The organism is Mycobacterium sp. 050128 (genome assembly GCF_036409155.1).
In the GTDB taxonomy this organism is placed as follows: Bacteria; Actinomycetota; Actinomycetes; order Mycobacteriales; family Mycobacteriaceae; genus Mycobacterium.
Window position 1 is genome coordinate 77001 of sequence record NZ_JAZGLW010000008.1, and the last position, 23155, is coordinate 100155.

At 64.8% G+C, this 23155-nt stretch carries 19 protein-coding genes; 16 read left to right on the forward strand and 3 right to left on the reverse strand.

Translation table 11 applies throughout. The features are described from left to right. Positions 1 to 15 precede the first annotated feature (15 nt). From SKC41_RS29835 to SKC41_RS29865, 7 genes are all read left to right on the forward strand, one after another. A complete protein-coding gene (locus tag SKC41_RS29835) occupies positions 16 to 1533 on the forward strand; it encodes a MinD/ParA family ATP-binding protein (RefSeq protein ID WP_330981298.1) in 1518 nt (505 codons plus the stop codon). Beyond that, entirely contained in the window at positions 1530 to 3029 is a 1500-nt protein-coding gene (gene eccD, locus SKC41_RS29840) for a type VII secretion integral membrane protein EccD (RefSeq protein WP_330981299.1), read from the forward strand. Before SKC41_RS29835 ends, eccD begins: the two co-directional genes overlap by 4 nt. Continuing rightward, the gene (locus tag SKC41_RS29845; RefSeq protein ID WP_330981300.1) at positions 3026 to 4654 is read left to right on the forward strand and encodes a S8 family serine peptidase; all 1629 of its coding nucleotides are present in this window, start codon (positions 3026 to 3028) and stop codon (positions 4652 to 4654) included. The genes eccD and SKC41_RS29845 overlap by 4 nt, the downstream gene beginning before the upstream one ends. After that, positions 4654 to 6198, forward strand: a complete 1545-nt coding sequence (gene eccE / locus SKC41_RS29850; RefSeq protein WP_330981301.1) for a type VII secretion protein EccE — start codon at positions 4654 to 4656, stop codon at positions 6196 to 6198. The genes SKC41_RS29845 and eccE overlap by 1 nt, the downstream gene beginning before the upstream one ends. A gap of 66 nt (positions 6199 to 6264) precedes the next feature. Beyond that, the gene (locus SKC41_RS29855; protein WP_330981302.1) at positions 6265 to 7119 is read left to right on the forward strand and encodes a DUF2637 domain-containing protein; all 855 of its coding nucleotides are present in this window, start codon (positions 6265 to 6267) and stop codon (positions 7117 to 7119) included. 129 nt (positions 7120 to 7248) lie between these two features. Beyond that, complete coding sequence (locus SKC41_RS29860; RefSeq protein WP_330981303.1) at positions 7249 to 7632, forward strand: hypothetical protein; 384 nt, start codon at positions 7249 to 7251, stop codon at positions 7630 to 7632. A 67-nt stretch (positions 7633 to 7699) separates the two neighbouring features. Further along, complete coding sequence (locus tag SKC41_RS29865) at positions 7700 to 9100, forward strand: type IV secretory system conjugative DNA transfer family protein (protein ID WP_330981304.1); 1401 nt, start codon at positions 7700 to 7702, stop codon at positions 9098 to 9100. Between the two features lie 47 nt (positions 9101 to 9147). On the opposite strand, the gene SKC41_RS29870 is transcribed toward SKC41_RS29865, so the two are convergent. Then, positions 9148 to 9972: a hypothetical protein gene (locus SKC41_RS29870; RefSeq protein WP_330981305.1), complete on the reverse strand. Its 825-nt coding sequence runs from the start codon at positions 9970 to 9972 to the stop codon at positions 9148 to 9150. Further along, positions 9962 to 10345, reverse strand: coding sequence for a helix-turn-helix domain-containing protein (locus SKC41_RS29875; RefSeq protein ID WP_330981306.1), 384 nt, complete (start codon positions 10343 to 10345; stop codon positions 9962 to 9964). Before SKC41_RS29875 ends, SKC41_RS29870 begins: the two co-directional genes overlap by 11 nt. Positions 10346 to 10473: 128 nt before the next feature. Between SKC41_RS29875 and SKC41_RS29880 the strand changes: the two genes are divergently transcribed. The 8 genes from SKC41_RS29880 (at position 10474) to SKC41_RS29915 (ending at position 21002) form a co-directional block, all read left to right on the forward strand. Next, positions 10474 to 10920 (forward strand): hypothetical protein, encoded by a 447-nt coding sequence (locus tag SKC41_RS29880; protein ID WP_330981307.1) that lies wholly within the window; start codon positions 10474 to 10476, stop codon positions 10918 to 10920. Beyond that, a complete protein-coding gene (locus SKC41_RS29885) occupies positions 10917 to 12017 on the forward strand; it encodes a hypothetical protein (RefSeq protein ID WP_330981308.1) in 1101 nt (366 codons plus the stop codon). Before SKC41_RS29880 ends, SKC41_RS29885 begins: the two co-directional genes overlap by 4 nt. Positions 12018 to 12024: 7 nt before the next feature. Further along, complete coding sequence (locus SKC41_RS29890; protein WP_330981309.1) at positions 12025 to 12951, forward strand: hypothetical protein; 927 nt, start codon at positions 12025 to 12027, stop codon at positions 12949 to 12951. Positions 12952 to 12986: 35 nt separating this feature from the next. Further along, positions 12987 to 13304 carry a hypothetical protein gene (locus SKC41_RS29895; protein WP_330981310.1) on the forward strand — a complete coding sequence of 106 codons (318 nt, stop codon included), beginning with the start codon at positions 12987 to 12989 and terminating at the stop codon, positions 13302 to 13304. Continuing rightward, complete coding sequence (locus tag SKC41_RS29900) at positions 13298 to 16213, forward strand: ATP-binding protein (RefSeq protein WP_330981311.1); 2916 nt, start codon at positions 13298 to 13300, stop codon at positions 16211 to 16213. The genes SKC41_RS29895 and SKC41_RS29900 overlap by 7 nt, the downstream gene beginning before the upstream one ends. Next, positions 16210 to 18351 carry a hypothetical protein gene (locus tag SKC41_RS29905; RefSeq protein ID WP_330981312.1) on the forward strand — a complete coding sequence of 714 codons (2142 nt, stop codon included), beginning with the start codon at positions 16210 to 16212 and terminating at the stop codon, positions 18349 to 18351. Before SKC41_RS29900 ends, SKC41_RS29905 begins: the two co-directional genes overlap by 4 nt. Beyond that, positions 18348 to 20150, forward strand: a complete 1803-nt coding sequence (locus SKC41_RS29910) for an AAA family ATPase (protein WP_330981313.1) — start codon at positions 18348 to 18350, stop codon at positions 20148 to 20150. Before SKC41_RS29905 ends, SKC41_RS29910 begins: the two co-directional genes overlap by 4 nt. Before the next feature lie 384 nt (positions 20151 to 20534). Continuing rightward, positions 20535 to 21002, forward strand: a complete 468-nt coding sequence (locus SKC41_RS29915; protein ID WP_330981314.1) for a hypothetical protein — start codon at positions 20535 to 20537, stop codon at positions 21000 to 21002. 187 nt (positions 21003 to 21189) lie between these two features. Here SKC41_RS29915 and SKC41_RS29920 read toward each other — a convergent pair whose 3' ends face one another. Further along, the gene (locus tag SKC41_RS29920) at positions 21190 to 21582 is read right to left on the reverse strand and encodes a GNAT family N-acetyltransferase (protein ID WP_330981315.1); all 393 of its coding nucleotides are present in this window, start codon (positions 21580 to 21582) and stop codon (positions 21190 to 21192) included. Positions 21583 to 21866: 284 nt separating this feature from the next. On the opposite strand from SKC41_RS29920, the gene SKC41_RS29925 reads away from it, so the two are divergent. Continuing rightward, positions 21867 to 22961 (forward strand): hypothetical protein, encoded by a 1095-nt coding sequence (locus SKC41_RS29925; RefSeq protein WP_330981316.1) that lies wholly within the window; start codon positions 21867 to 21869, stop codon positions 22959 to 22961. Positions 22962 to 23155: the final 194 nt, after the last annotated feature.

The window sequence follows — 23155 nt, forward strand, 5'->3', positions numbered from 1 at the left end:
ATGAGGGGACACGGCATGACAAACCCACATGGGCGCGACGAACGCGACTTTTTCGACGACCTGACGGCCACGCCCGCGCCCGACGCGCAGCCCGCGCCAGACGCCGCGCAGGCCAGCCGTCCTCGTGACATCGACGACACCACGACCAGAGAAGATGCGCGCCCGCGCTTTTCCCCGCCGGAGGGCACTGTGGCACCCCGCCCTCACGACCCACCTCCGCCGCCGCCAGCCCCACCGACGTGGCAGCCGCCGCGCTTTGCACCCCCTGAGGGCACCTTTGCACCGCATTCCCAGGACGCTGCGTCAACCGCATCATGGGAGCGACAACAGCCCGGCTTCGATCAGCCCGCCATCCCAGGTGAAAACTACGGCGACGCAAACAATTTCGGTCGCCCCCCGCACGGCGGGTCAGAAGTGGCGCTCGGAGGACGTCACGGCGGCGCGCCGCAGCCGGTCGGGCAACCACTTGCCGGCCAGCACCAGCCGCCCCACCCGTCGGCAGCCGAGCGCGGTTGGCGTGCGGCGACACCGCCACCGGCGCAGCGCACCGCGGGTACCCCACGGTCCTCGGATGCCCTCCGAGAGCACCTGCGGGCCACGGATCTGATTACCCCGCATAAGGAAGCGTCGTCGAAGGGATGGCGCAGGGCGCTACTCAAGGCTTCCGGTGGCCTTATCAACGTCGGCGAGTCCAGCGACGAGCGCACGGTGCGTGGCTTGAAGGCCTCGATCGGCGCCAATCTGCGCGGCACGTACACCATCGTGGTGCTCGGAGGTAAAGGCGGCTCGGGCAAAACCGCGATCACGGTGGCCACCGCCAGCGAGTTCAAGCGCAACCGCAACGACCATGTGGTCGCCGTGGATGCCGATCCCGCACAAGCCGCGAATTTGGCGGTCCGTGTCGATCCCAGCGCGTCGTCGCTGCGCGCAATCAACGAGGACGGCAACTTGCACCGCTACGCCGACGTCGAGGCCTTGACCGGCCACAATGCGGTGGGTCTGCATGTTGTCGCGTCCCCGCGTCATGGAGGTGCACGCGGTGACGTGCTGACCGCTGACGACTTCACCAAGGGCCATAAGCTTTTGCAACGCTTCTACAGCGTGTTGTTCGTTGACTGCGGCGTTGACCTCGAACACGAGGTGATGAAGGGCGTGTTCGAGCGCGCCGATGCGGTGTTGATGGTCGCCTCAGCCGTGCCCGACGGCGCCGAAGGGGCGAGCACCAACTTCGAGTGGCTGCGCGATGAGGGCTATCACCAGTTGCTATCGCGAACGGTATTGGTGATCAACCACATTCGTCCCGCACGCAACCGCAAGGATCGCAAGGAGACAGCGAAGCTGGTTGCCACGTTGCGCGAGCATTTCGGGAGCTGGGTCAAAGCCGATCGCATCATCGAGGTCCCGTTTGACCCTCACATCGCCTCAGCCGGCGAGCTCGACATCCGCCGGATCCGCCCGAAAACCGCCCGCGCGGTGCTGGAAACCGCCGCCGCGCTCGCGGCAGGATTTTCCACAACGACTGATGCCCGATGACTACGGCAAATCCCGCACAACAGGCGCCCGAGGTCCCACGCCTGTGCAAGGTGCATCTGCTCGTCGGTGAGGACACCCTGATCGACTACGTGCTGCCGGCCGGGGTGGCGTTGATCGCGGTGATCGAGGACCTCATCCCGCGGGTCAACGCGATCCTCAAAGACCGCGGCCGAGCACCGCTGGATGACACGCTGACCTATCAGCTGTGTCGGGCCGACGCCACCACACTCGATCCCCAACGATCCCTGGACGACAGCCGTGTCTACGACGGCGACTTGCTGTGCTTGTTGCCCCTCGAGGCCACTGAGCGCTTCGCGCCCGTGATCGAGGAGGTGTCGACCGCGCTAGCTCGTTCCGCCCGCGAACAGTTCTCCACGGTGAACATCACGGCAGCGCGCCGTGTCGCCGGGGGGCTGTTCGCGGCGTTGGTGGCGTGGACGGAGATGATGTTGGCCCAGCTGTGGTGGCAACAGCACGGCTGGCTGCCCGCCGCGGTGTCGTGGGGCTTAGCCGCCGTCTTCTTGGTGTCGGCCAGGGCGGCGGCGCGGGCCCGCGATGAGCAAAGACGCCACTCAGCAGATTTCTTGGTGTGGTCGGCACTAGTGTCTGCCGGCGCGGGGGCGGCGATGTCGGTGCCCGGCCCGCCCGGGGGCTGGCATGTGGTGGCCGCGACGGCCACCGTGTTGTCCGGCGTCGCGGCGCTGACGATGCTCACTGGCCGCTATCTGGGTGTGTTCGCGGGGATGGCCGTGATCGGCTTGTCTGCGGGCGCGGTGGCAGTAATTCATGCCAGCGGCTGGCGGGTGCTGCCAGCGCATCTGGCGGTGGTCTTTCTGGTCCTGGATCTGGTGCTGGTGACGTTTGCGACCAGCATCGGCGTCATGGGAGCAGGTGTGCCCGGGCCTTGGTTTCCGTCGGTCACCAACCGCGGGGTCTTTGAGACCCGAGAAGGCGCTGCCCTCAACACCGTGTCGCCGGTGGAGCGGCCAGGCAACGAATCTGTGGAACAGATCGCAACGTGGGCTCGGCGCGGCACCACTATCGTGACGGGGCTGCTGGTGGGCGGCGCTGTGGTGCTGGTCGTGGCCGCACGATATGCAGTGATGCCCGAAACAGGCGGCGGATGGCGCTATTTGGCGTTCACATTGGGAATTTGCGCCATCTTTCTGCTCAGGTCACGCTCGTTTGTCGATCGCAATCAGTCCGTCACACTGGCCGTGGGTGCCGTCGTTGCGGTAGCGGTGGTGATCGGGCGATACGCCAGCGCGCCGAATCCGGCGTCGCCGGTCGTGACATTGATTTGCGTCGCCGCGACACTGACATTGGCCGGGATGGGGCTGCTCGGGGTGCTGGTGGTGCCCAAAGCGCGCATCAGCGCGCCGGTGAACCGCGCCGTCGAGGTCAGCGAATACGTCCTCCTGATTTTTGTTGTGCCATGGGCGATTTGGCTGCTCAACCTGCTGTGGGTGGTACGGAATGCGGTGCACGGATCATGAGGAAAGCCGCGAGCAGCCTGGGCGCGGTAGGACTGGCCGCCGCCCTGATTGCCGTGTCCGGCGGGGTGGCCGGCGCGATCGATCCCCCGGTAGTGCCTCCTGGCCCACCGCCGCCTGATCCCGCGCCCGCCCCGGATCAACCGATGCACCAAATCGCGGCCTGCACAACCACCGGGGTGCTGCCGGGCAGTGATTTGCGCGAGCTGCCCGCACCGCTGCAATTGATGAACATGCCTCAGGCCTGGAAAGAATCCACCGGTGTGGGCGTGCTGGTGGGGATCATCGATACCGGCGTGGCGGCACAACCTCGGCTGCCGCACTTGGTGGCCGGTGGGGACTTCGTGATGGGCCAGTTTGGTGACGGGCTGTCTGATTGCGATGGCCACGGGACCGTGGTGGCCTCACTGATTGGGGCCGCGCCCTCGGGGGCAGCTCTGGTTCCTAAGCCGTCCTGGGCAGTGCCCGTGGCTCCGCCCGCGGGGGCGCCGCCGCCACGCCCGATTCCCCCGCCACCGCCGCCGCCGACGGTCACGGTGACCCAAACGGTGGCCCCGCCGCCCCCGCCCCCGCCAGACGACCACCCAGCCTGGCTTGGTAGGTCGGCTCCACCTCCGGTTACCGTGGGCCAGGAGCGCGGGTCAGAGCCGCTAGAACCGCCCCCTGGTGGCGGTCCCGACGGGCTGATCGGCGTGGCCCCGGACGCGATGCTCATCTCAATCCGCCAAACAGCGCAAACGTTCGGCCTCCTCGACCCCGGAGTGTCCGACAATCCTGAGGACATTCGACGCGCCGGTGATATCAACTCGTTGGCCCGCGCGATCGTGCACGCCGCTAATCTGGGCGTCAAAGTGATCAACATCAGTGTGGTCTCGTGCATCTCGACAACCAAGCCGCAGGATCAAAGCGCCTTGGCAGCCGCGGTCCGCTACGCCGCGGTCGACCGCGACGTCGTGATCGTGACCGCCGCGGGCAACGTTCATGCCCAGGGCTGCAACGTACAAAATCCCGACCCGCTACCGGGTGACCCCACGCGGGGCTGGGCGTCGGTCAAAACCATCGCCACCCCGGCGTGGTTCAGCGATTACGTGTTGGCCGTGTCGGCCACCGATTCGACCGGTGTTCCCGCCGGGGGCGACAGCGCCTCCGTGCACGGCCCGTGGGTGGGCCTGGCCGCACCGGGCGCCGACATCGTGGGCCTTTCGACCAGCGGACAAGTGATCAACGGATCAGTCGATGACGACAAGCTGCACCCGATCGCGGGGAGCTCGTTCAGCTCGGCGTTCGTCGGGGGCGTGGCGGCGTTGGTGCGCGCGAAGTTCCCCAACCTGACCGCGCATCAGGTGATCCACCGATTAGAGGCCACCGCGCACCCGCCGGCCGGTGGGCGTGACAACGTGGTGGGTTACGGGACGGTGGATCCGGTCGCGGCGTTGACGTGGGATGTGCCCCCAGGAGACACGTTTGCTCCCGGAGTTCAGCGCGCCCAGCTCAAGGTGCCGCCCCCGCCTGCGCCACGCGACCCGCGCCCGGGGTGGGTCGCGATGGCCATCACCGGCGTGGCCGTCACCGGTGTCCTGGCGGTAGCTGTCGGCGTCACGGTCGGACGTCGTAGGGAGCAGGTCTGATGCGCCAACGGTTTGTCTCGGCTCGTCTCACTTCTCGCGCTGTCATCACCGGGGAACTGGTCGCGGCTGCGGTGGCGTTGGCGCTGAGCACCACGCTGATATCGTGGCCGGTCGCGATGGCTAGCGCCGCAGTGCTGGGCCTGTTGTTCTGTGTGCTGACCCTGCGTGGGCGCACGATCGGGCAGTGGGTGGGGCGCGTGATCAACTGGACGCTCCACCGGGAGCGTAAGCTTCGCTTGCCTGAACCGGTCGACGTCACGCTCAACGAACACACGATCGGTGTCGTGATCGACGGCCATACCGTGTGCACGATGATTTCGGTGCTGGGTAAGCCCTACATCCCGACCCTGTTGCACGCCGACCACACCAAAACGCCCAATACCGTGCCGATTAGCGTGATCGCACAGGAGATGCAGCGCTGCGGATTAAGCGTCGACGTCGACATCGTGTGCGAAGGCAGCCGCACCGCCAGAGACAACTATGCCGAGCTGTACGAGGCCGCCTTGCGGGGTCTGCCGGCTGCCGGACAGCGCAGCGTGACGCTGGTGGTCCGTTTCGATACGCGCAGTGAGCGGGTAGTGCCGGGATTGTTGTGGCGGCGTGACACTATCGCCGCGGCGGTGGCCGCGTCGCAGCGCATCACCAGAGCTCTCAACCAAACGAACTGTCGCGCACGGCTTTTAACTGCCTCGCAGATGACCGACGCAATAATGGCCAGCCTGGGTGGTCCCGAGAACGCAACAGCTTCCTATGAGGACCGCTGGACCAATCTGCAGCGCGGCGGGAAAGCCTATGTGACAGCGTATTTCTTCAGCGCCCAAGATGTGCGCTCTGCTGAACTCGACGATGTGTGGGCCTACCAAAGCGATCACACCACCCTGGTGATCGCGTTGCGCAGCGAGCCCACTGGGGTGCAGGCGTCGGCCCTGGTTCGGCTGACCACCGTGCAACCACTGGCCACCTCACCGCGATTGGTGCTCAACCCGATGGCGGGCCGACAATGGGAAGCGGTGGCGTTGACCGTGCCGGGCCGCCAGCGGCTCAGCTTGCCCTCCACGCCGGTCACCGCTGAACTGGACACTGCCGTTGTCGCCGGCGCATCCGGTGTTCTGCTTGGACAATGGCGTGACGCCATCTTGCTGATGCCGATGTCAGATCCCGCGGCCCCCACCCGAATCGCTTTGCACGCCGATGACGACCAGGAGGTCCGCCGGCTTATTCGCCGGGCCGCCGCGGCGGGCGAACAGGTCGCTGTCTATGACCCCACGGGCCGCTGGACCATGGCGTCGGCATCCCCGCGGATCTGGACCACGCGTGATTTGACCGCCCAGCCGCCTCGCCCCCCAACGATGGTGATACACAACGGCCGAGCAAACAGCTACCCGGCGGCGCGGACATCCGTCACGGTCGGCGATGTGCCCGCTAGCGCTGCACCCGACATCCGCATCGAACAACGCGGCGAACGAATCAGCGTGAAAACACAACGGTTTCGCACCGTCTTGCGGCCGATCACTTTCCGCAACGAAGACGCCTACCTCCGCTGAATTCATCCCGCCGAAGTGGCTGGTCTTGGTAGACGAATCGCGGGACCGGCGTGCACGATGGCAGGTATGGCTTGCGACAGCGCGGGTGATGATCTGTTTGACACCGATGCGCGAACTCACCGACGCGCGGTGCGGTTCTTCTGGGTGGTACTGATTGGAGCGAGCGTAGCCTCCATCACGGGGAACGCGTTGCACGCCGTCGTGCAGGCTGAGCATGTCGCACCGGCGCTGGCGGCCGCGGTAGCCACCGCGCCGCCGTTGGTGTTGCTCGGATCCACCGAAGGGCTTTCGCTGCTGATCAAGGTTCACCGTCGCCCCAATCTGACGTTCTGGGCGGCACTCATCATGACGCTGCTCTTGGGTGTCGGTGCGTTCCGCCTGTCTTTTGATGCCCTGTGCAGTCTGGCGATTCGATGCGGCATCCGCCCGAGCCTGGCATGGTTGTGGCCGCTGATTATCGACGTCACCACCGCTCAGGCCACGGTCGCGTTGGTAGCCCTGACCCGCCTTCACCACGGCCGCGCACAGGCGCCGACAGCGGGCGTCAACGACAACGCCCACGATGACAATGAGGACGACGATGATCAGCGAGTGGGCGTGGCACCGCGGCAGCTCAGGGGCGCCGAGGCAGCCGCGCTCGAGAGCGCCGTGGCGCCGGTCGACGGGGCGACGCATTCGCTGCCAGTGGCCACGAAAGTCGAACCGGTGACCGTGGCATCCATCCGCGACAAGCACGACGGCGTGGTCCGCACGGTGGTGGCGTCGAAACGGACCAAGCAGAAGCCAGAAGTCATTGAGGCCGTGCTGCGCCGCCACGCTGCCGGGCAACGCGCTGGTGAGATCTCCGAGGAACTGAAGTTGCATCACACGACGGTGAACCGAATCCTCGCCACGGCGCTGCACTCCCGTGCGGCCGTCTAGCGGCGTTATCCGTAACAAATTGAGTCCAGACGCTCATCGGTGCAGTGCCAGACATCGAACACGTGAGTAAGACGTAACTATTTGTCGCAGTTGGTCATTCACATGCCTAACGATAGAGGACAGATGAACATGAATGCAGAAGGTGAAGTGGTACGGCCGCGAGAGGAACGGCTGGCAAGCCTGGCCGAGTTGGGGGTGACAGAGCTAGCGGAGACCCTTGACCGCATGATGACGGTGACGGTCGGTCTGGGCGAACACCTCGCGGACATTGCCGAGTTGGTGGGCCTTGACCGCGATGTCGAAGACTTGGCGATCACGCCTCGTGTGCGCGAGCTTGTCAAAGATCCCCGTGTCCGCGGACGAATTCGAGGACGCACGACGTGCACGCCGTTACGGATAGCACTGTTCCTCAAGCTGATCGGGCGCCGCTCGGTGCACATTGTGCAGAGTCTGATACAACCAGCTCACCCGTTACCGATAGACAACGAGTACGGGCGTTTCACAGGCCGCTGACATCGCGTGGTGGCGAATGTTGCTGCTTTGATAGACGTTTGAGGGCAGCGGCGCCAATGATGGGATCGTGGACAAGGAACCGTACACGCCGTACTGCGGACTGACCTACAATAGGCAAAACGTGGCCGCGCGCGCTGCGACAGCACCGCACATTTTGGTCAGCGCGCCAACGCGTACCGGCAAAACCCGCCGGATTCTGGCCCCCGCGGCGCTCCTCCATCCTGGGCCCGCGGTGTTGGTGTCGTCCAAACCTGACCTTGCTGAGCTGGTGTTGACGCGGCGCAGCACGGGTGTCACCGGTGTGATCGATCTGCGCCCGGAGCATACCGAGGTGTGGCCGGCCGGGGTGCGGCGAATGGTTTCGGACCCGACGCGCACCATCACCAGCGCCCACGAGGCGCTGACGGTCGCTGAGACGATGCTGGCGACCTCGGGTGTGGGTTTTAGTGGTGCGAGTGGTAATGCAGTTGCCGCAGGCGGGCTTTGGGAATCCCAGGCGGCACCGCCATTGGCGTGTCTGCTGTACGCGGCCAGCCCGTTAGGCAACAGCCTGGGAATGCCGTGGGTGCTCGATGCGGTGCAGGACTTCGGCATCGATGAGGCCGGCGGGGACGATGGGCGTCCTATCCCGCAGCTGGGGCGTCCGTCATGGTTGACCGCTTACGGGCTATGCGAACAACCCAAGCTCGCAGCCCCGCTATATGCCGTGATCGCGGGAATGGATTCCCGCTTGCGTGACAGCATCAAGATCACGGTGTCGAAGGCCGTGACACCCTGGCTGCGTTTGGGATTAAGCGCCGATGAGGGCGTGTCGCACTTGAGTGCAGTGGAGCGCATCAGTGTGGAATCCTTTGACGTCCGCATGCTTGACGAGCCCGAAGCGACGCTGTTTGTCATCGCACCAAACACTGGCTCGGTCGCTGGCGCTGCGGTGGCGCTGATCGACTCCATTGTCCGGCATTTCCGCCGCAAGATGGCGAACCATCAACTGACCCATCGGCTGCTGCTCGAACTTGACGAAGTGTGTAATTCGTGCCCGCTGCCGGATCTGTTGACCTACGTCGGAGAGTCAGCGGGACTGGGCGTCAACATCTTGGCGACAGTTCAGGCGTCGTCGCATTTCGATGTGGTATTCGGGCCCAAATATGCTGACGCGCTGCGGGATATGTTCCCGGGCACGCTGATCATGTACGGGGCTCATGAGCGTCACTTGCTCGAACAGGCGTCGCACTGGCTGGGCGAGACCACCCGGCGCACCGAAGCCTACGAGCCGACTGGCGGCAGCCGAGGACAATCCTCACAGTTCGGCCAAGCCATCGGTTGGCAAGAGCTGCTTCCCCAATCACGAGAAGAGGCGCAGCTTCTGCAGCGGGGCACCGCGGGCGAGCGCTTGCACATCCCCGACTGGACCGAGTTCCAGGCCCTATTCGACCAAGCGGTGCAACAGCGAATTAAAAAGGCGCAGTAGCGAATCTACCACGACTGCCCCAAGTACAGGGTTCGGCGCGTTGCCGCCTATGAAGGCGGGTGGAGCGCAGCGAACGACAACGTCTGGGAGCTCGGCTGGTCCAAGTGCTGGTCGGCAGAACCTAGCAGGGCGTTGACCGCGCAGATCAGGCACCAGATCGCAATTGCCGAGACGACCGCGGCCCCGCCGAGGATCGGCCCCCAGTGGATCGGTGGCGGGGTGCGCCGGCGCACATGCAGTGAGGGCGGGACACGGCGGGCGGGTTCGGGCTCAGGGGATGGATCTAAGACCGTGGGCATCGGCAGCATTGACCCCAAAATCAGGTCGTCGTCAACTTCAACCGCTTCGGGCGTCAGTGGCCACCAGTCGCTGGAACCTTCGACGGCTAGCCAGCCTTCAAGGAGACCGTAAACCGCGGCCGTGAACAGGGCTGCAGGTAGTTGGACCAGAAGCCACGGGACCAACACCTCGCTGCACAAACCGGAGGATGGGTCATAAAGCGGCAGCGGCAGGGCTGCCAGCGCGGCCCCCCACAGCAACGCCGGTATCGGATAGGCACGGAGCCGCTCCGGGATGAGCCTGACGATCAAGAGATAGGCGAGCTTGCCCACCACCCACCCAAGCGGAGCGATCGCCGCACAGCTTAAGACCAGCGCGGCTTCCAAGGACCCGCTGGCAGAGCCAGCGGAGCGCATCGGTAGCGGCGGGGCGACCACGTCGTCGTGCGGGTCAGGCCGGGCACCGACATGGCTTCGCGTGCGAGCGCGGATCTTTTTGGCCAGTAGTTCCGCGCGGCGCTTCTGGAAGACGAAGATCCCCGCGTGGGCCGCGATCCAGGCTCGGCGTTGATCATCGAAGATGTCAGCGGGCATGTTCGGCCGGTTCGCGTACTGTCAGCAGTTCGGTGAGTAACTGACGGGCGTCGGCCAAGATCGAGTGGCACTGCTCGACGAGGTCTTCCACCGCGTGCAACACCGTGCGTACATGGGTGTCTTGCGGCGGTGGGGTGGCAGGTAACCCGCCTTCAAGGATCGTCCGCGATGAGCCGTGGGCCCAACCCAGGGCTTCATCAAGGCGGGCCAGTGTGGCCAACGACATGGTGCGAGAGCCGTTGCTGGACTTGTGCAGCGTCGAGCGGTTGGGTCCGCCCCGGCGAGCCAGTTCAGCCCGGGACATGTGCAGGACCGCCAGCCGCTCGGAGACGAAATGATCGAGCCGCGCAGGCCCGTCTTTTGGTGTATTCACGCGCATGAAACTACCTAAACGCAACCATTGTCGTCTAACAGTGTGGACAGAATCGCTTATTACCGCCTACGGTTGTGTGCATAGGCGCCACTCCTCTAGCGGCGCCGAGACGACGAAGGGACACCGCGATGAAGGGGCTTGTGGCGGCGGTCGCAACGCTGATGACCGTCCTCGTCGCGATCACGTTGGCGATGGTTGAATTGCTGGTCAGACTGGCGCCGCTGCTGGTTGCGGCGGCGTGCCTGTGGGCGGCGCTCAAGCTGATACGGGCCCACCGCACCCGCCGTGCCGCTGAGGACCAGCGTCTGGTGCAGGTGTGGAGCCAGCCCGTTGCTCAACCGGCCGCGCAGGCGGTGCCCCTGGCGCTGCTGCCGCCGGTGATCGCCCACCGTCAACGGATGTATGTGGTGCGCGGTGAGGACACCGGGTTGGTTGCTGACCGTGATGACGGCTATGTGAATGTCTCGGCGAACGTCTTGCCGCGGGTGCACCGGTTGCCGGCCACGTACCATCACCGACGCAGGTTCGCCCCCCGCCGGACGGCGGGGCACCGTTCGGGGCGGCGGCGGCCGTGAGCTCGGTTTCTGACCAGCAATGGCTGCGCGAGATCGGGGTGGATCTGGACGCGGATGCCCAGACCGAGGACGACCGGCTCGACGCGGACCACGACAGCGTCTCAGCCGAGGACAGCGTTGAGGAGCCTGTAGACCCCGACGACGGCATCGTCCACGTCGGCGCCGCTGCGGCACTTGCTGAGGATCACCATGCCGCCGATCCCGCTGGTGCCGCCGACCCCGCTGGCGCCTTCGACGTTGAGGGCACCGGATTCGGGCAGCACGGCGCTGGCGACGTTGTTGGCGAGGCGGTCAAGCAACGCCGCCCGCGCCGATACACACCGTGGGTGCTCGGCGCCTTCGCCGCGGTGGTCGCGCTGGCGACGGTGGTCACCACCCTGGGCGTCACGCTATCTGGCCCGGATGGCCCGTCGCCGCGTCCGCGCCAACACGCGGTGAAATCCAGTGACGCACCGACTGTGGTGGCAGCCCCCGCGCCAGCTCCTGGCGAGGGTGGTGATCACCCGCTGCCGTTTACCGCCTCAGCTGACTGCCCGGCCGGCGCCTCCACCTCAGCCAAATCTATCGCCGATCCTGACAGGCCATCGCCGTGGATTTGCGTGCGGCACACCGACGGTCAGCCGCTCTACATCACCCTCGGCCCGGCTGGAATCGAACGCGCTTATGTGATCACTGCGGTCAGTATTGTGCCGGGGGATACCGCACCGGCGCAGGGCGCTGGTGGTGATCCATGGCTGCAGCACCGCGTCGTCACGTTGGTGCAGTGGCAGTTCAATGACACTGCGCACACGGTCGTCGACCAGGACACCGGCAACATCCACGGCGAAGCGGTCAAACCGATTCCGGGGATCAGCGCCTCGAAGATCACGGTGATCATTCGGCAAACCAGCCGCCCGGTGGCAGCTCCTCAGCCTACCGCTACGGCGCCAGACGGTGGACCGTTCGGCGGCATCCTGGGCGGACCTGCGCCGGTCAACGGCCCGCAACCGCCGAGCGGGCCTGACTCGCCGGGTTTCGGATCAGGCCACGACACCGATCCCAGCGACGGAACGTTCGCGGTGTCCAGCATCAAAGTCATTGGACACAAGGCGATTTAAGGACGACATGCTGAAGATCAGCAAGGTATGGAAGCAGCGCCTCACGGTGCTGGGCCATGGCGCCGGGCGGGTGTCCCTGGTGATTCTGGTGGCGAGCTCGTCGATCAACGGGATCGCGTTGCTGTGGCGGTTCGTGTTTCCTCCTGAGCCGCCGCCCGTGGCGGCCGTGGCTCGCGAGGTGATCAACGAGACCGACCCGGTGAAGGCGTTCGCCGTCAATTGCGTACGGGGCCTTCTCGTTGGAACCGCTTCGGGCGCGAGCAATCTCACGCGGTGTTTTCCCGGCGGACAAAAGTACGAATTGCCCACCACCTCGTCGATGACGGTGTCCAATCCCACGGCGTGGGCATCAAAGCGCAAGGACGCCTCCAACGACATGGTCCTTTACAGCGTGAAGGTGCAGATCGACGAGCAGCCCTACCCTTCAGCGCCGCCGATCACGGCCTTTTACCAACTACCGGTCGCGGTGTACCGGGATAAGGGCATGCAGGCTCTTGATCGCATCAGCAGGGTTGATCCGCCGCCGCCGGGCGCTATTGTGCCCCTGGGCTATTCAGTGACGATCGCCGCCAACAGCCCGCTGTTCACGATGCTGTCCGGGTTTGCGACAGCGTTTCTTACCACCTCGGGCGGCCTGGAACGGTTTATCACCACCGACTCAGGCGTCACGCCCGTCGGGTCCTACTCGTCTGCCTCGGTGACTGCCGCCCAGGTCGACACCAATCCCTCTGATGCGCCGACGGATAACAGCGAATTGGCGGCGCACATCGATGTGTCGGCGCGCAGACCGGACTACACGCTGGTGTCGCTGTCGTACTCGCTGACGCTGCGATCGGTGGGCGGCACCTGGTTTGTCGCCCAGATCGACGCCATCCCGGTGTTGGCCGATGCCACACCTACCCCGGTTCCCACGACGGTGGCCCCGCGGAACTAGGCGCCGCTGAGGATTCAGAGAAAGAGGTAATCACCGTGATCGGTTCGTATTCCATCCCAGTCCTGGCTAGCCACACCATCAACATGGCTGCTGGGGCCGGGGTCATCAACATGAGCCACGAGGTGCTCTACATCATCGTGGCTGTCGGCGGCACATATTTCTTGGGCAGTGGCATCGTGCGCGGCATGAGAGACCACTGGAAGCGCGGTACCGGCGCCGGATTGTCGGCAATCGCAGGCGGTGTCGCCTTGGCGGTTGTCGTGGCACACATCGTGGGGCTGTATCAGCGCGGCAATCAGGAATTTGAGCACCTGCCCGGCAGCGTCGGCCACTCCAACACCCGCGGATGGTGACCACAGCACCGGTTGCCCCACCACGACCGGTAGAGAAGGCCGAAGCATGGTCGGGCATCCGCGACATCGACATCCAGATCGGGGAAGCCGCTCCGGGCCAGGAGTGGCCCGGCGGCCCTTATCGCGGGATCGAATGGGTAGCCATCGCCGCGATCGCTGGACCCACCCTGCTGTGGGTCGACAGCCAGCCCGCCGGCACCACCTTGCCGATCCTGGCCGCCGGCGCGGTGCTGTGTGTCGTAACCGTGGGGCTGATGCGGCTGCTGCTGCCTAAAGGCCGACCCTCGTTGTCCACCCGGGTCATCTTTGCCCGCAACACGGTCCGGCCCCCTCACCTGGTCACCTCCGTGCCGCGTCGCACCGACCGGCGCTTCCGTGCCGACTCCAGCTTTGACCCTCCTGAACGTGTCGAAGGCAATCTGGTCTTCACTGCCGGAGGTGTCTACGCCGAGTTCCTGATCGACGGCTTGTCGGTCAACATGCGCTCGCTCGACGTCCACCGTCGAGCCGCGCGCCTGACCCGCAACCTGGGACGCTACTTGCCCTCAGGCTCCCAAGTCCGCGGCCTTTTGGTCGCCGAAGACCAAAACGCCATCCTGCGGGCTATGGTGGGTCCGCACACCACCAATTCGGCCTGGATCCGCCAGTGCAAGCACTGGGTGCCAATCATCGCTGATGCCAACAAATGGATCAGCAACGGATACCGCGGGCCGGTGCGGCCTCGTTTTTGGCTCACAGTGCCTGTCGACGCCGGCGCCGCGGGCCGTACTCCGCTCGGACAAGGCAGACGTGTGTGGGATTGGGTCAGCGGACGCGACAAAGACTCGAACACGTCGATTCAGCACTATGCGAGCGTGGCCCGCGAGATCTGTAGCGCTTTGCCTGACGAGTTCCACGTCCGCCCGGCCAGTCCGGCCCAAATTCACTGGTACCGGCGGCATCGGGCGATGCTCGGTGTCATCCATGAGCCGATACCACCGACCAACGCCGGCCCTGCCTCGCTGTGTGCTGACGACTTCGCTCCGATCGCGTTCGACGAGGGAGACAACGCCCAACGATCGTGGTGGCGGCCGAGTTTCAAGCCAATGGTCCGCGTCTACTATCCCGACGACCCCCACCGCCGGTCGAGTTATCAGACATTTTTGACTGTGGAGCACTTCCCCGAGACAGGGCTGGCCTTTCCGCGCGCGTCGTATTTGCATGCGCTGCTCAACGTGAACACTGCGGCCAGTATTGAATGGACCCAACATATCTATATTCGCACACCCCAGGATGCGCAGGCCCGAAACTTCCGCTACACCAAGAACATCAAGGATCAGATGCGCCAGCGCGGGCACCGCGGCGCCGAAAACGACGAACTGCCACGCAAACTCGCGCGCACCCGGGCTTACACCTCACATCTGAACGGCAATCCCGCAGAGCGCGAGCTCGACCACACGGTGGTCATCGCTGTCGGGGCCGACTCCCCGCAGATCCTTGAGGACGCGGTCAAGCAGGTCCGCCAGGAGCTCGACACAGTCGGTATTGCTGTCAAACGTCACCGCGGAGCCCAGGCGCTGCTGTGGAAGGCGTTCAACACGGGGAGTGAAAATGCCTGCCCGCTCGACGAATTCCGCAATCCCACCAGCGCACATAAGTGGTCGTTGTTCTTGCCGTTGATTTCTGGACGCGTCGGCAACGTCAGGGGCAGTGCGCTGGCCATCGACCAGACCTCGATGCGCCCGGCAATCATCCTGCACGATCCCGAAGGAACCGCGCGCCGCAATAAGAACACCGGTCTAGCAGTTGTCGGAGACCCCGGCGGCGGGAAGTCCAACCGCACGAAATTGTCGGCCTATGAACTGATTCTGCGGGGCGGGCGGGTGGTGGTGTTCGAGCCCGACACGATCGCCGAATGGAAACGCGCGCTCACCCCGATCGAGGGAGTGCGCTTCATCGATCCCACAACTCCGCAGTTCCTGTATGACCCGCTGGTGATCTTCCCGGCCCATCTGGCAGGGCGCATCGCGGCCGCACACATCTTGCCCTGGATCGGACTGTCCTACGACAGCCTCCTGGCCAAACGATATCGACGGCTGCTGCGGCCCGACAATCGGGCCGCCCACGGGATTACCAGTCACCGGGCGCTGCTGGACTACCTGCGGTCACAGCCGGACGCCGATAACGATGAGTTGCTGCTACGCCTAGAGACAGCACAAGAGGATTTTCCTGGCCTGTTCGATGATCACTTGCCGCCCTACCGGCCAGAAGACTCACCAGCGACGGTCTACCTCACGGGCAACCTGGGGTTGCCCAACAGCGAGGATCTGGCCAACGCTGATCTTTACGCCAAACTATCCGGGACCCAGCGTGCTGGCATGGCCATTTATGGGCTCCTCATTGAGCTCGAGCAGCGCTACATGTTCGATCGCCTCGACGTCTTCGACATCATGATCTTCGAGGAGTGCGCCGAACTGCTTGCCTTTCCGACCACAGCGCGCGTTGCGCACAAGTTCACGCGCCGGGGCCGCAAGCACGCCAGCGGAATCTGGTTCATCACACAAGATTTCCGAGATCTTGCCCGTATGGGCGATGAATTCGTCACCCAGAAGTGGATCTTTCGTGTGCAAGACCCGCAACTGGCCTACGCCACACTGAAGTGGGCGCGTATCGACCCCGACATGTATCCCGAGTTCGTCAGTGCACTCAGTGAGGACACCAGTCCAGGCTCCACCGCTGATGAAGACGTCTTCGCTGATCGCGGAGAGTGGGGAGGCGATATCTTGGAGGCGGGCGCGGTCGATCGCTCCCGCCTCGGCGAGGGATTCCTGGTCGACGAACTAGGGCGTCCGGCACGGGTCCAGTTCTTCGGTGCGCCGACCCAAGAGCAGGCACGCGCCTTCGACAGCACCGCGACGGTGATCGCATGACCGCCAACGATTCCCTGGCAGTCTGGCTAGCGCTGCATCCGCGGTTGCGCCGTGTGATCGGCGCCATGACCGGTGTCTACGTGCTGTGCTTGTGGGCAGTGATCGCCGCACCGAGAGCCTCCGCTGCAGTCGGTGCCGCCGCATTGGGGTGGACCGGGCTGCACGATTTGGATAACGTACCGGTCGCTGACTACTTCCTGTCGATGGTCGACACCACAGAAGCCACGCTCAACAACGGCCAACACGTCAGCGCGTTCGATCCCGAATCGTGGGGGTCGTGGATCGTCAACGCCACCCAGACCGCGATCTCGCACGGCACCGCCGCGTGGTGGCTGACTAACGAAGCCGCTCTTGTGGTGTTCGCCATCGGGATTGCGTTGTGGTTCCTGCGCTTTGCGATGTCCAGTGCCTGGCTGCTGGCCCTCGTGCAAATCGGGCGCCCCACTTACGCCGCAGTCACCATGCTCGTCAACCAGATGTGGCTGGGACCGCTGGCAATCGCCATCTGCGTGGTGTTGGCGGGATATCACCAGCAGCGCGGCCAGCCAGCGCAAGCGCGCAACATGCTGGGTACCGCCGCGGTGCTTTCTGCTTTGGTCTGGACGGTGTTCCGTGACCCCATCGACGATTTGGTCAGCGAGCACGGCCTGTTGGGGATGGGCCGCGCTACGGGCTTTCAGATCGCCCAGGACGCCCGCCAGGCCTCCTACGCTCCGGGCCAGTCATTGGATGCCCAACTCGACGCGCTGCTGGCACAGCTGATCTCCTCCACGGCGCGCCCCGCTCTGCAATTGCAGAACTTCGGCATGGTCGTCGATGATGTGGGCACCTGCCGGCACGCATGGTCACAGGCGATCTTGGCCGCACACAGCCAAGGACCTGGCCCCGCGCACGCGATGGCCAGTTGCGGAGCGCCCCAAGCGTTGGCACACGCCCAACAGATGGGTGCCAACGACTTTGTGCTCGGACTGTTCTTCTTGTTCGCCGCTTTCTGGATCGGCCTTTTCATCTGGTACGTCGGCATGAGCACCATGCTGGTCGGCGCCAAAGCCACCTATTACTGCATCGTCGTGGTCCCTGCGGCGATGGTGGGCATGACCGGTTGGGTGCGCGGAAAGCAATACGCCATGCGCTGCGTCTCGCAAGTGTTGTTACATGGGGTCGAAATGATGATCTTCACCGTCTTTTTGGCGTTGAGCGCGGTGGGGATGGGGTGGGCGCTAACGACCCCTCAACTCGGGCACGGCGGCGCCACGGTGGTACCGCGACTGTTACTGGTCAGCCTGGGCTCGGTCGTCGGCATCTTCTTGTTCCACTACATCGACAAGCACTTCTACACAGACAGCCTGGGCACCATCGGCCACCACCTGAGCGGGGCGTGGCGCTCGACCAGCGCCGCCGCGCGCGAGGAGTACAACGAATACGCCGAGGCGGGCCGCAAGACGCGGGGCTTGTTCCGCCGGGCCGCGCGGCGCGGTGAGGGCGAGCAAACCGGTGACGACGACAGCGCCGAGAGCGATGCCGACATCTCAACTCCGGGCTTTGACGCCATCAAACCGCGACCCAGCCGGGTGCATGGCCCAGACCAGAGCACCGCAGCCCACACGGCGCAAACCGCCACAAGGGGTGCTGCAGAAAAAGCTGGAGCACGCGACGCGGCAACGACCGCGGCCGAGGGCGCCGGCGGCGCAGCCGCAGCAGAAGGTGTCGGCGCGGCCGCCGCCCCAGAGCTGGTGATTCCTGCCGTCATCGCCGAAAAGACCGTCCAGCACGCGCGCCGACACCATGCCCGCAACGGCTCAGACCCCGCGCGTGAACCAGGTGATCCGAGTAGCGACTACGGCCAGCACCCGCCAGGGTTGACCACGTCGAGCAACGGCCACCCTGGCGGGTCAGATCACGGCGACCCGGTGTCGATGGTCCCCTCAGAGGGATTGCCTGCCCTGCCCAGCCATCCGCGCAGGCCCATGCAGCAGGGCGCAGGACGCCACCAAGCGTCACCGTCGGCAAATCCCGATGAGGACCCCGACCTGCCCCTGGATATGTCATTTGAGCAGCAGCGACCGGCCGAGGTGTCTGATTCGCCCGTAGAATTTCCGTCACCACCTCGACCACGACCAAGGGATGATCGCAAGTGAGCGCCCGTGAATACTTCGACATGGGAATCAGCCGCCTGGGCTTTGGTGAGGGCCAGGCCGACTTCCCGGGGGCACGCGAAGCCTTCACCCAAGCCACTGACATGGATCCCGGCATGTGCGACGCCTGGATGGGGTTGGCATACGCGGGCGATGTCACCCCTGACACCTTGCGCGGCGCCTACGACGCGCTCTCAACGTTGCACCGCGAAACGCGCCGGGTCGGCCTAGCCGATTCAGCGTTGGCGCCCACGGTGGCAACGCCATTCCTCATTGATCTCTACCCGTACACCCCCACCGGGGTCACTCTCGCCTACGCGGCGACACTGGTGAGCCAGGGCGACTACGATCAGGCCGAGAAGCTCCTCGACGAGGTCGACCTGACCATCGAACCGGCCCAGGCCCAGATCCACCGCTTCGTCGGGGCCACCATGTTCTTCCTAACGCGCCGCTGGACCGACGTGCTGGACTGGACCTCGCAGAGCTCGGCAACCAGCGGCGGCATCGTGGAGACCGCCACCCGCCTACTCAAGGGAATCGCCCAAACCTCGCTCGGTCAGTTCGAGGCCGCGATGGCCACATTGACGTCCGTCGTGACGCAAGCCGAGCAGGCCAGACTCGCCCAGAGCGTCGATACTTCCCACCTCCTGGCTGAGGCGGCCCTGTATCGCGGGCTGTGCCACCGCGCAATGGGGGACGAGGCGTCCGCCCGCAAAGAATTCAGCGCAGCCAGCGTCGACGGCCAGCTGCGCCCCGACGCCGCCGCCGCCCTCGATGACCCCACCTATGGCGTGACCGTGACTACCCCCGATGTCATTGAAGCCCGCTCCAACCGGTGGGATCCCAATTCCGGGCCCAGCGTCGCTGACCTGCGCAGGGCCGAGCAACGCAAAGAAGCCGTACGCGTCCTCGAGCGCGCCGAACGCGAGCTCGACGAATTCATCGGGCTGCGCCGCGTCAAAGAGCACGTCAAGGAACTCAAGTTCGTCAAGGTCTACGACCAGAAGATGGCCGAACGCGGCGTGCAGATCGGCGAGCGTGACACCTTGCACATGACTCTGGTCGGCCCGCCGGGAACCGCGAAAACCTCGATAGCACGGCTGATTTGCGAGATGTATTTCGGCCTGGGCATCCTCGAATCACCCGAATTCATCGAAGTCTCGCGCAAGGATCTTGTCGACGAGCACATCGGTGGCACCGAGAAGAGAACTTCAGCGATTCTGGAAGCGGCCAAGGGCTGCGCATTGTTCATCGACGAGGCACCCGAACTGTACAAACCCGACAACGAACGCGATTTCGGCCATATCGCCGTCGACGTCATCATGAAGTGGGCCGAGGATCACCGACACGACACCATGATCGCCATGGCCGGCTACGCCAGCCCGATGAACCGACTCTTAAGCGCCAACCCCGGTCTGCGGTCACGATTCCCGTTTCAGCTCGAATTCACCTCATGCGACACCGACGACCTAGTAAGGATCGCTGAGCTCTTCGCCGCGCGGTTCCACGTGGCCATGGAACCCGCCGCCCTCAAACGCTTCAGCAGCACAGCGGAGTGGCTATGCAACACCCCAAGTACACGACCCGGCGAGCCGCAGATGCTCATCGACGTCGCCGCCAATGGCCGATTCGCACGAACGGTCATCGAACAAGCCCTGCGAAAAGCCAAGGCCCGCATCGCCGCCGATCCCACCGTGGACCTACTCACCGCCGACCTGGGCAGCATCAGCACGATCACGCAAGCCGACATGGACGCCGCCCTCAACGACGTCCTGCTGTCCCTTGAGCTTGTGACGCCCTGAACCGCCCACACGTGTCAACCCCCGGCACACCTCCGACAGGTGTGAGTGCTGCGGTCACGCAGCACCCGAGAATCGCGTCAGCCAAGCGGGGAATTCCTCTGCCAACGGTGCGGCCACTGCGCCGGCAGACGAACATGCCGCACGGCAACATACTCCGGGCTGGACTGGCCGCACCGCAACCGCGGCGTAAAAGAGGCCGGTCGCTTCCAGCGGCCGGAGAAGTCACAAGCACATGGATGTCGCCCCCTCCAGCACCTCGACTAACTTGCCTGCTGTCGAAGTTGGGCGCGGTGGTAGAGAAACCGACACCTGAGGTCTTAGGGTGCTGGTCAGTGTCGCTCTGCGGCGGACATCTATTAGATCCGATTTCGGTGAAGGACGGCTATGGGCGACGCGATTAACGGCGAAGACGTGACACTCGTTTGGACCTACGCTGCCAACTGCATCCTGTACGAGGAAGATGGGGGTCCAGCGGAGCTAAATATTGGCTCCACCCTTGAGCCGCATTTGGTGTCGCGGTCCGAGGCGTTTCGGGATCTTTACGCGCACCAACTGCTCGAATCACTTGGTGCAGAACGGGACCGGATCACTGCGCTTGCGAGGTCGATTCCCCTCGCTCGGCGACAGAGCCCCTCCGCTGAGGCTGTGTGGAGCATCGCGGTGGATCTGTGCCAACGAGCCAACGCGATCATCGAGGCCACAGGCGCGGCCGACGATGGCCGCGCCCGGCGCCGGTTACTTGCCGGAACCAAACATCTCAATCGCACGGTGGTACTCGGCCAGTGGGTGCCTTCCTATCAGGTGGAGATAGACAACGAACTGCTGCAAGAACTTTCCGCCGTAGATGAATGATCGGAGAGAGTTGACCGATCCCCGCGGGGTGAAGCCGATCCCGTCTCTTGGTCCGCGTAGCGGGCCGTTGTCGTAGGTGTGGTGACCGGACCCCAGGAATTGGTCCACGCGACTTGCGAGAGTCGGTTTGGTCGTTCCGGTTGCAGCGTAGCGGGGAAGCGGGCGATCACAGCGGGAATTTCTTTGCTCAGGTCCGTACATCCGGTAGGCGGAAGTCGCGCTGCATGAATGTGGAGTCAGCTGCGGTGAAACCGAACTTGGCGTAGACGGCGTGTGCATCGTTGGTGTGCAGCATCCATCGGAAGTCACGACCAGGGCCCTCATCGATCATGACCCGCAGAATTCCGGTGCCGACGCCGCGACCGCGCTCGCGGCGATGGACGTACACGTCGGCTAGGTAGGCGACGGCGGCACCGTCGGAGAACGCCCGCGCGAAACCCACCATCCGGCCGTCAACGGCGTCGTATGCGCCGACCACCCGCCAGGCAGTGTGGAGTTGCTGTTCGAACATGTCACGAGTGCGGTACTTGGCCCAGTAGGCATGGTCGATCAGTTCTTGCCAAAGCCAATCACGATCCACACGGTCTACGGTGGTGCAAAACTCGACCTCCAACGATTGGGTGTGGTCCCGGATCGGTGTCACTCGGCCAGTATCGCGAGCCAGCACTCCACCGCGCTACCGGATTTCGACGCTCACTGTGCAGCCTGGGGTTGACGGTCCTCCTCGTGCGACGTCGGTGGGTGCAGGCGACGGCATAGACCGCTGGGGGCTGATAACCCAGTGCGCTGTATCCTGCGATCTTCAGTCGCGGGAGAAGGTCAACAGTAACCGCATGAAAAAATGGTCGTCATGAGCAGTTTGGTGTGCGCCCGGTCCGCCTGGAGGCGACGGTGAGTCGGCGGCGCACCGCGGCGCCGTGGGCGGCGACCAGCGTTCCCGTCATTCGCCGCCAGTGGTGCAACGCGCTTGACGCGGTTGCTGAGATCTCGTTCGACCAGTACAAGGTCCCGCCTCCGCCGAACAGTCCGGCGGCCGCCGACCCTGCGGCGGTACGGAAGGTTCAACGGCTCGTGGCGAAGTTCGAGTCCATTGCGCCAACGATCAGTGCGGAAGCCAACGCGTTGCGCGGCGCCGAACTGTACTGGGTGTCGCGCGACATGGTCGACGTCGTGCGCCGGGCAGCTGGTTCCCTACCTGAGTGGACGCCGGCGGCTGCCCTACCGTCTCCCGTCGGCCTGTTGTGTTGGGCCAGATCAGCGGGCACCGTGTCCTCCGGGCTCCTGCGGCCAGAGGCGGTCGAAGCCGACCTCAACACGCCCGGACATACCCACCTCGGATTGAGCGGGCTCACCTCGACGATCACCGAGCTCCCGTGGGATGGAGTGTGGTGGTGGGACCGGCCAGAGAACAACCTGCTTCAACTGGTGCCGTTCTCACGCCAGGACCAAGACCTCGACATACTGCGCCTCGCCGGCACCACCTCACCCGTGTGGGCGGCGCAAAGCATCTTCATCAACCGCGATGTGCCGCGCACCGAGGAAGCCACCGGCTCTGAACAGGCGCATCCCTTCATTAGCGCTGTCGGCGCCGCTTGGCTGCTCATGGCCGAGGCGAACGTAACCCAAACCCGCGTTATCGGACGGTCAGCACAGCCACTGTCGGGCCCAGACGATGCTCTCGATGGCGACGCGCCAACCGTGGGGCCGGCGCGAGCACCGTCTACGGTGACGCTCGTCGAGCTGCGGGCCCGGGCCGCAACGTCTGAGCCCAGCGCGGCTGCTTCCGGACGTGGTTACACGCATCGCTTTCCGGTAACCGGACATTGGCGTCAGCAGGCGTACGGGCCAAATCACAGTTGGCGGAAGCCTCGCTACATTGGCGACTACATCAAGGGCCCCGAAGGTGCCCCGTTGATTGCCCCTAAACCGAGAGTGCACGTCCTACGCAAAGGACGCTAATGCGGCGGTCCTCAGAGGGTCGACCTCAGGTTCAAGCCTTCCCGGGATGCTCCCAGTCCTCGAACCGAACGGCGCGAGTCGGGTCCGCAGCATCGCGCTCAAGCTTCTCCATATACCCGGGACGTCGTCGAAGCGCGTCTTCGAGGGCGGATCGCACAACCGCCGGAGTTAGGGTGATTGTGCCGTCAGGGCTG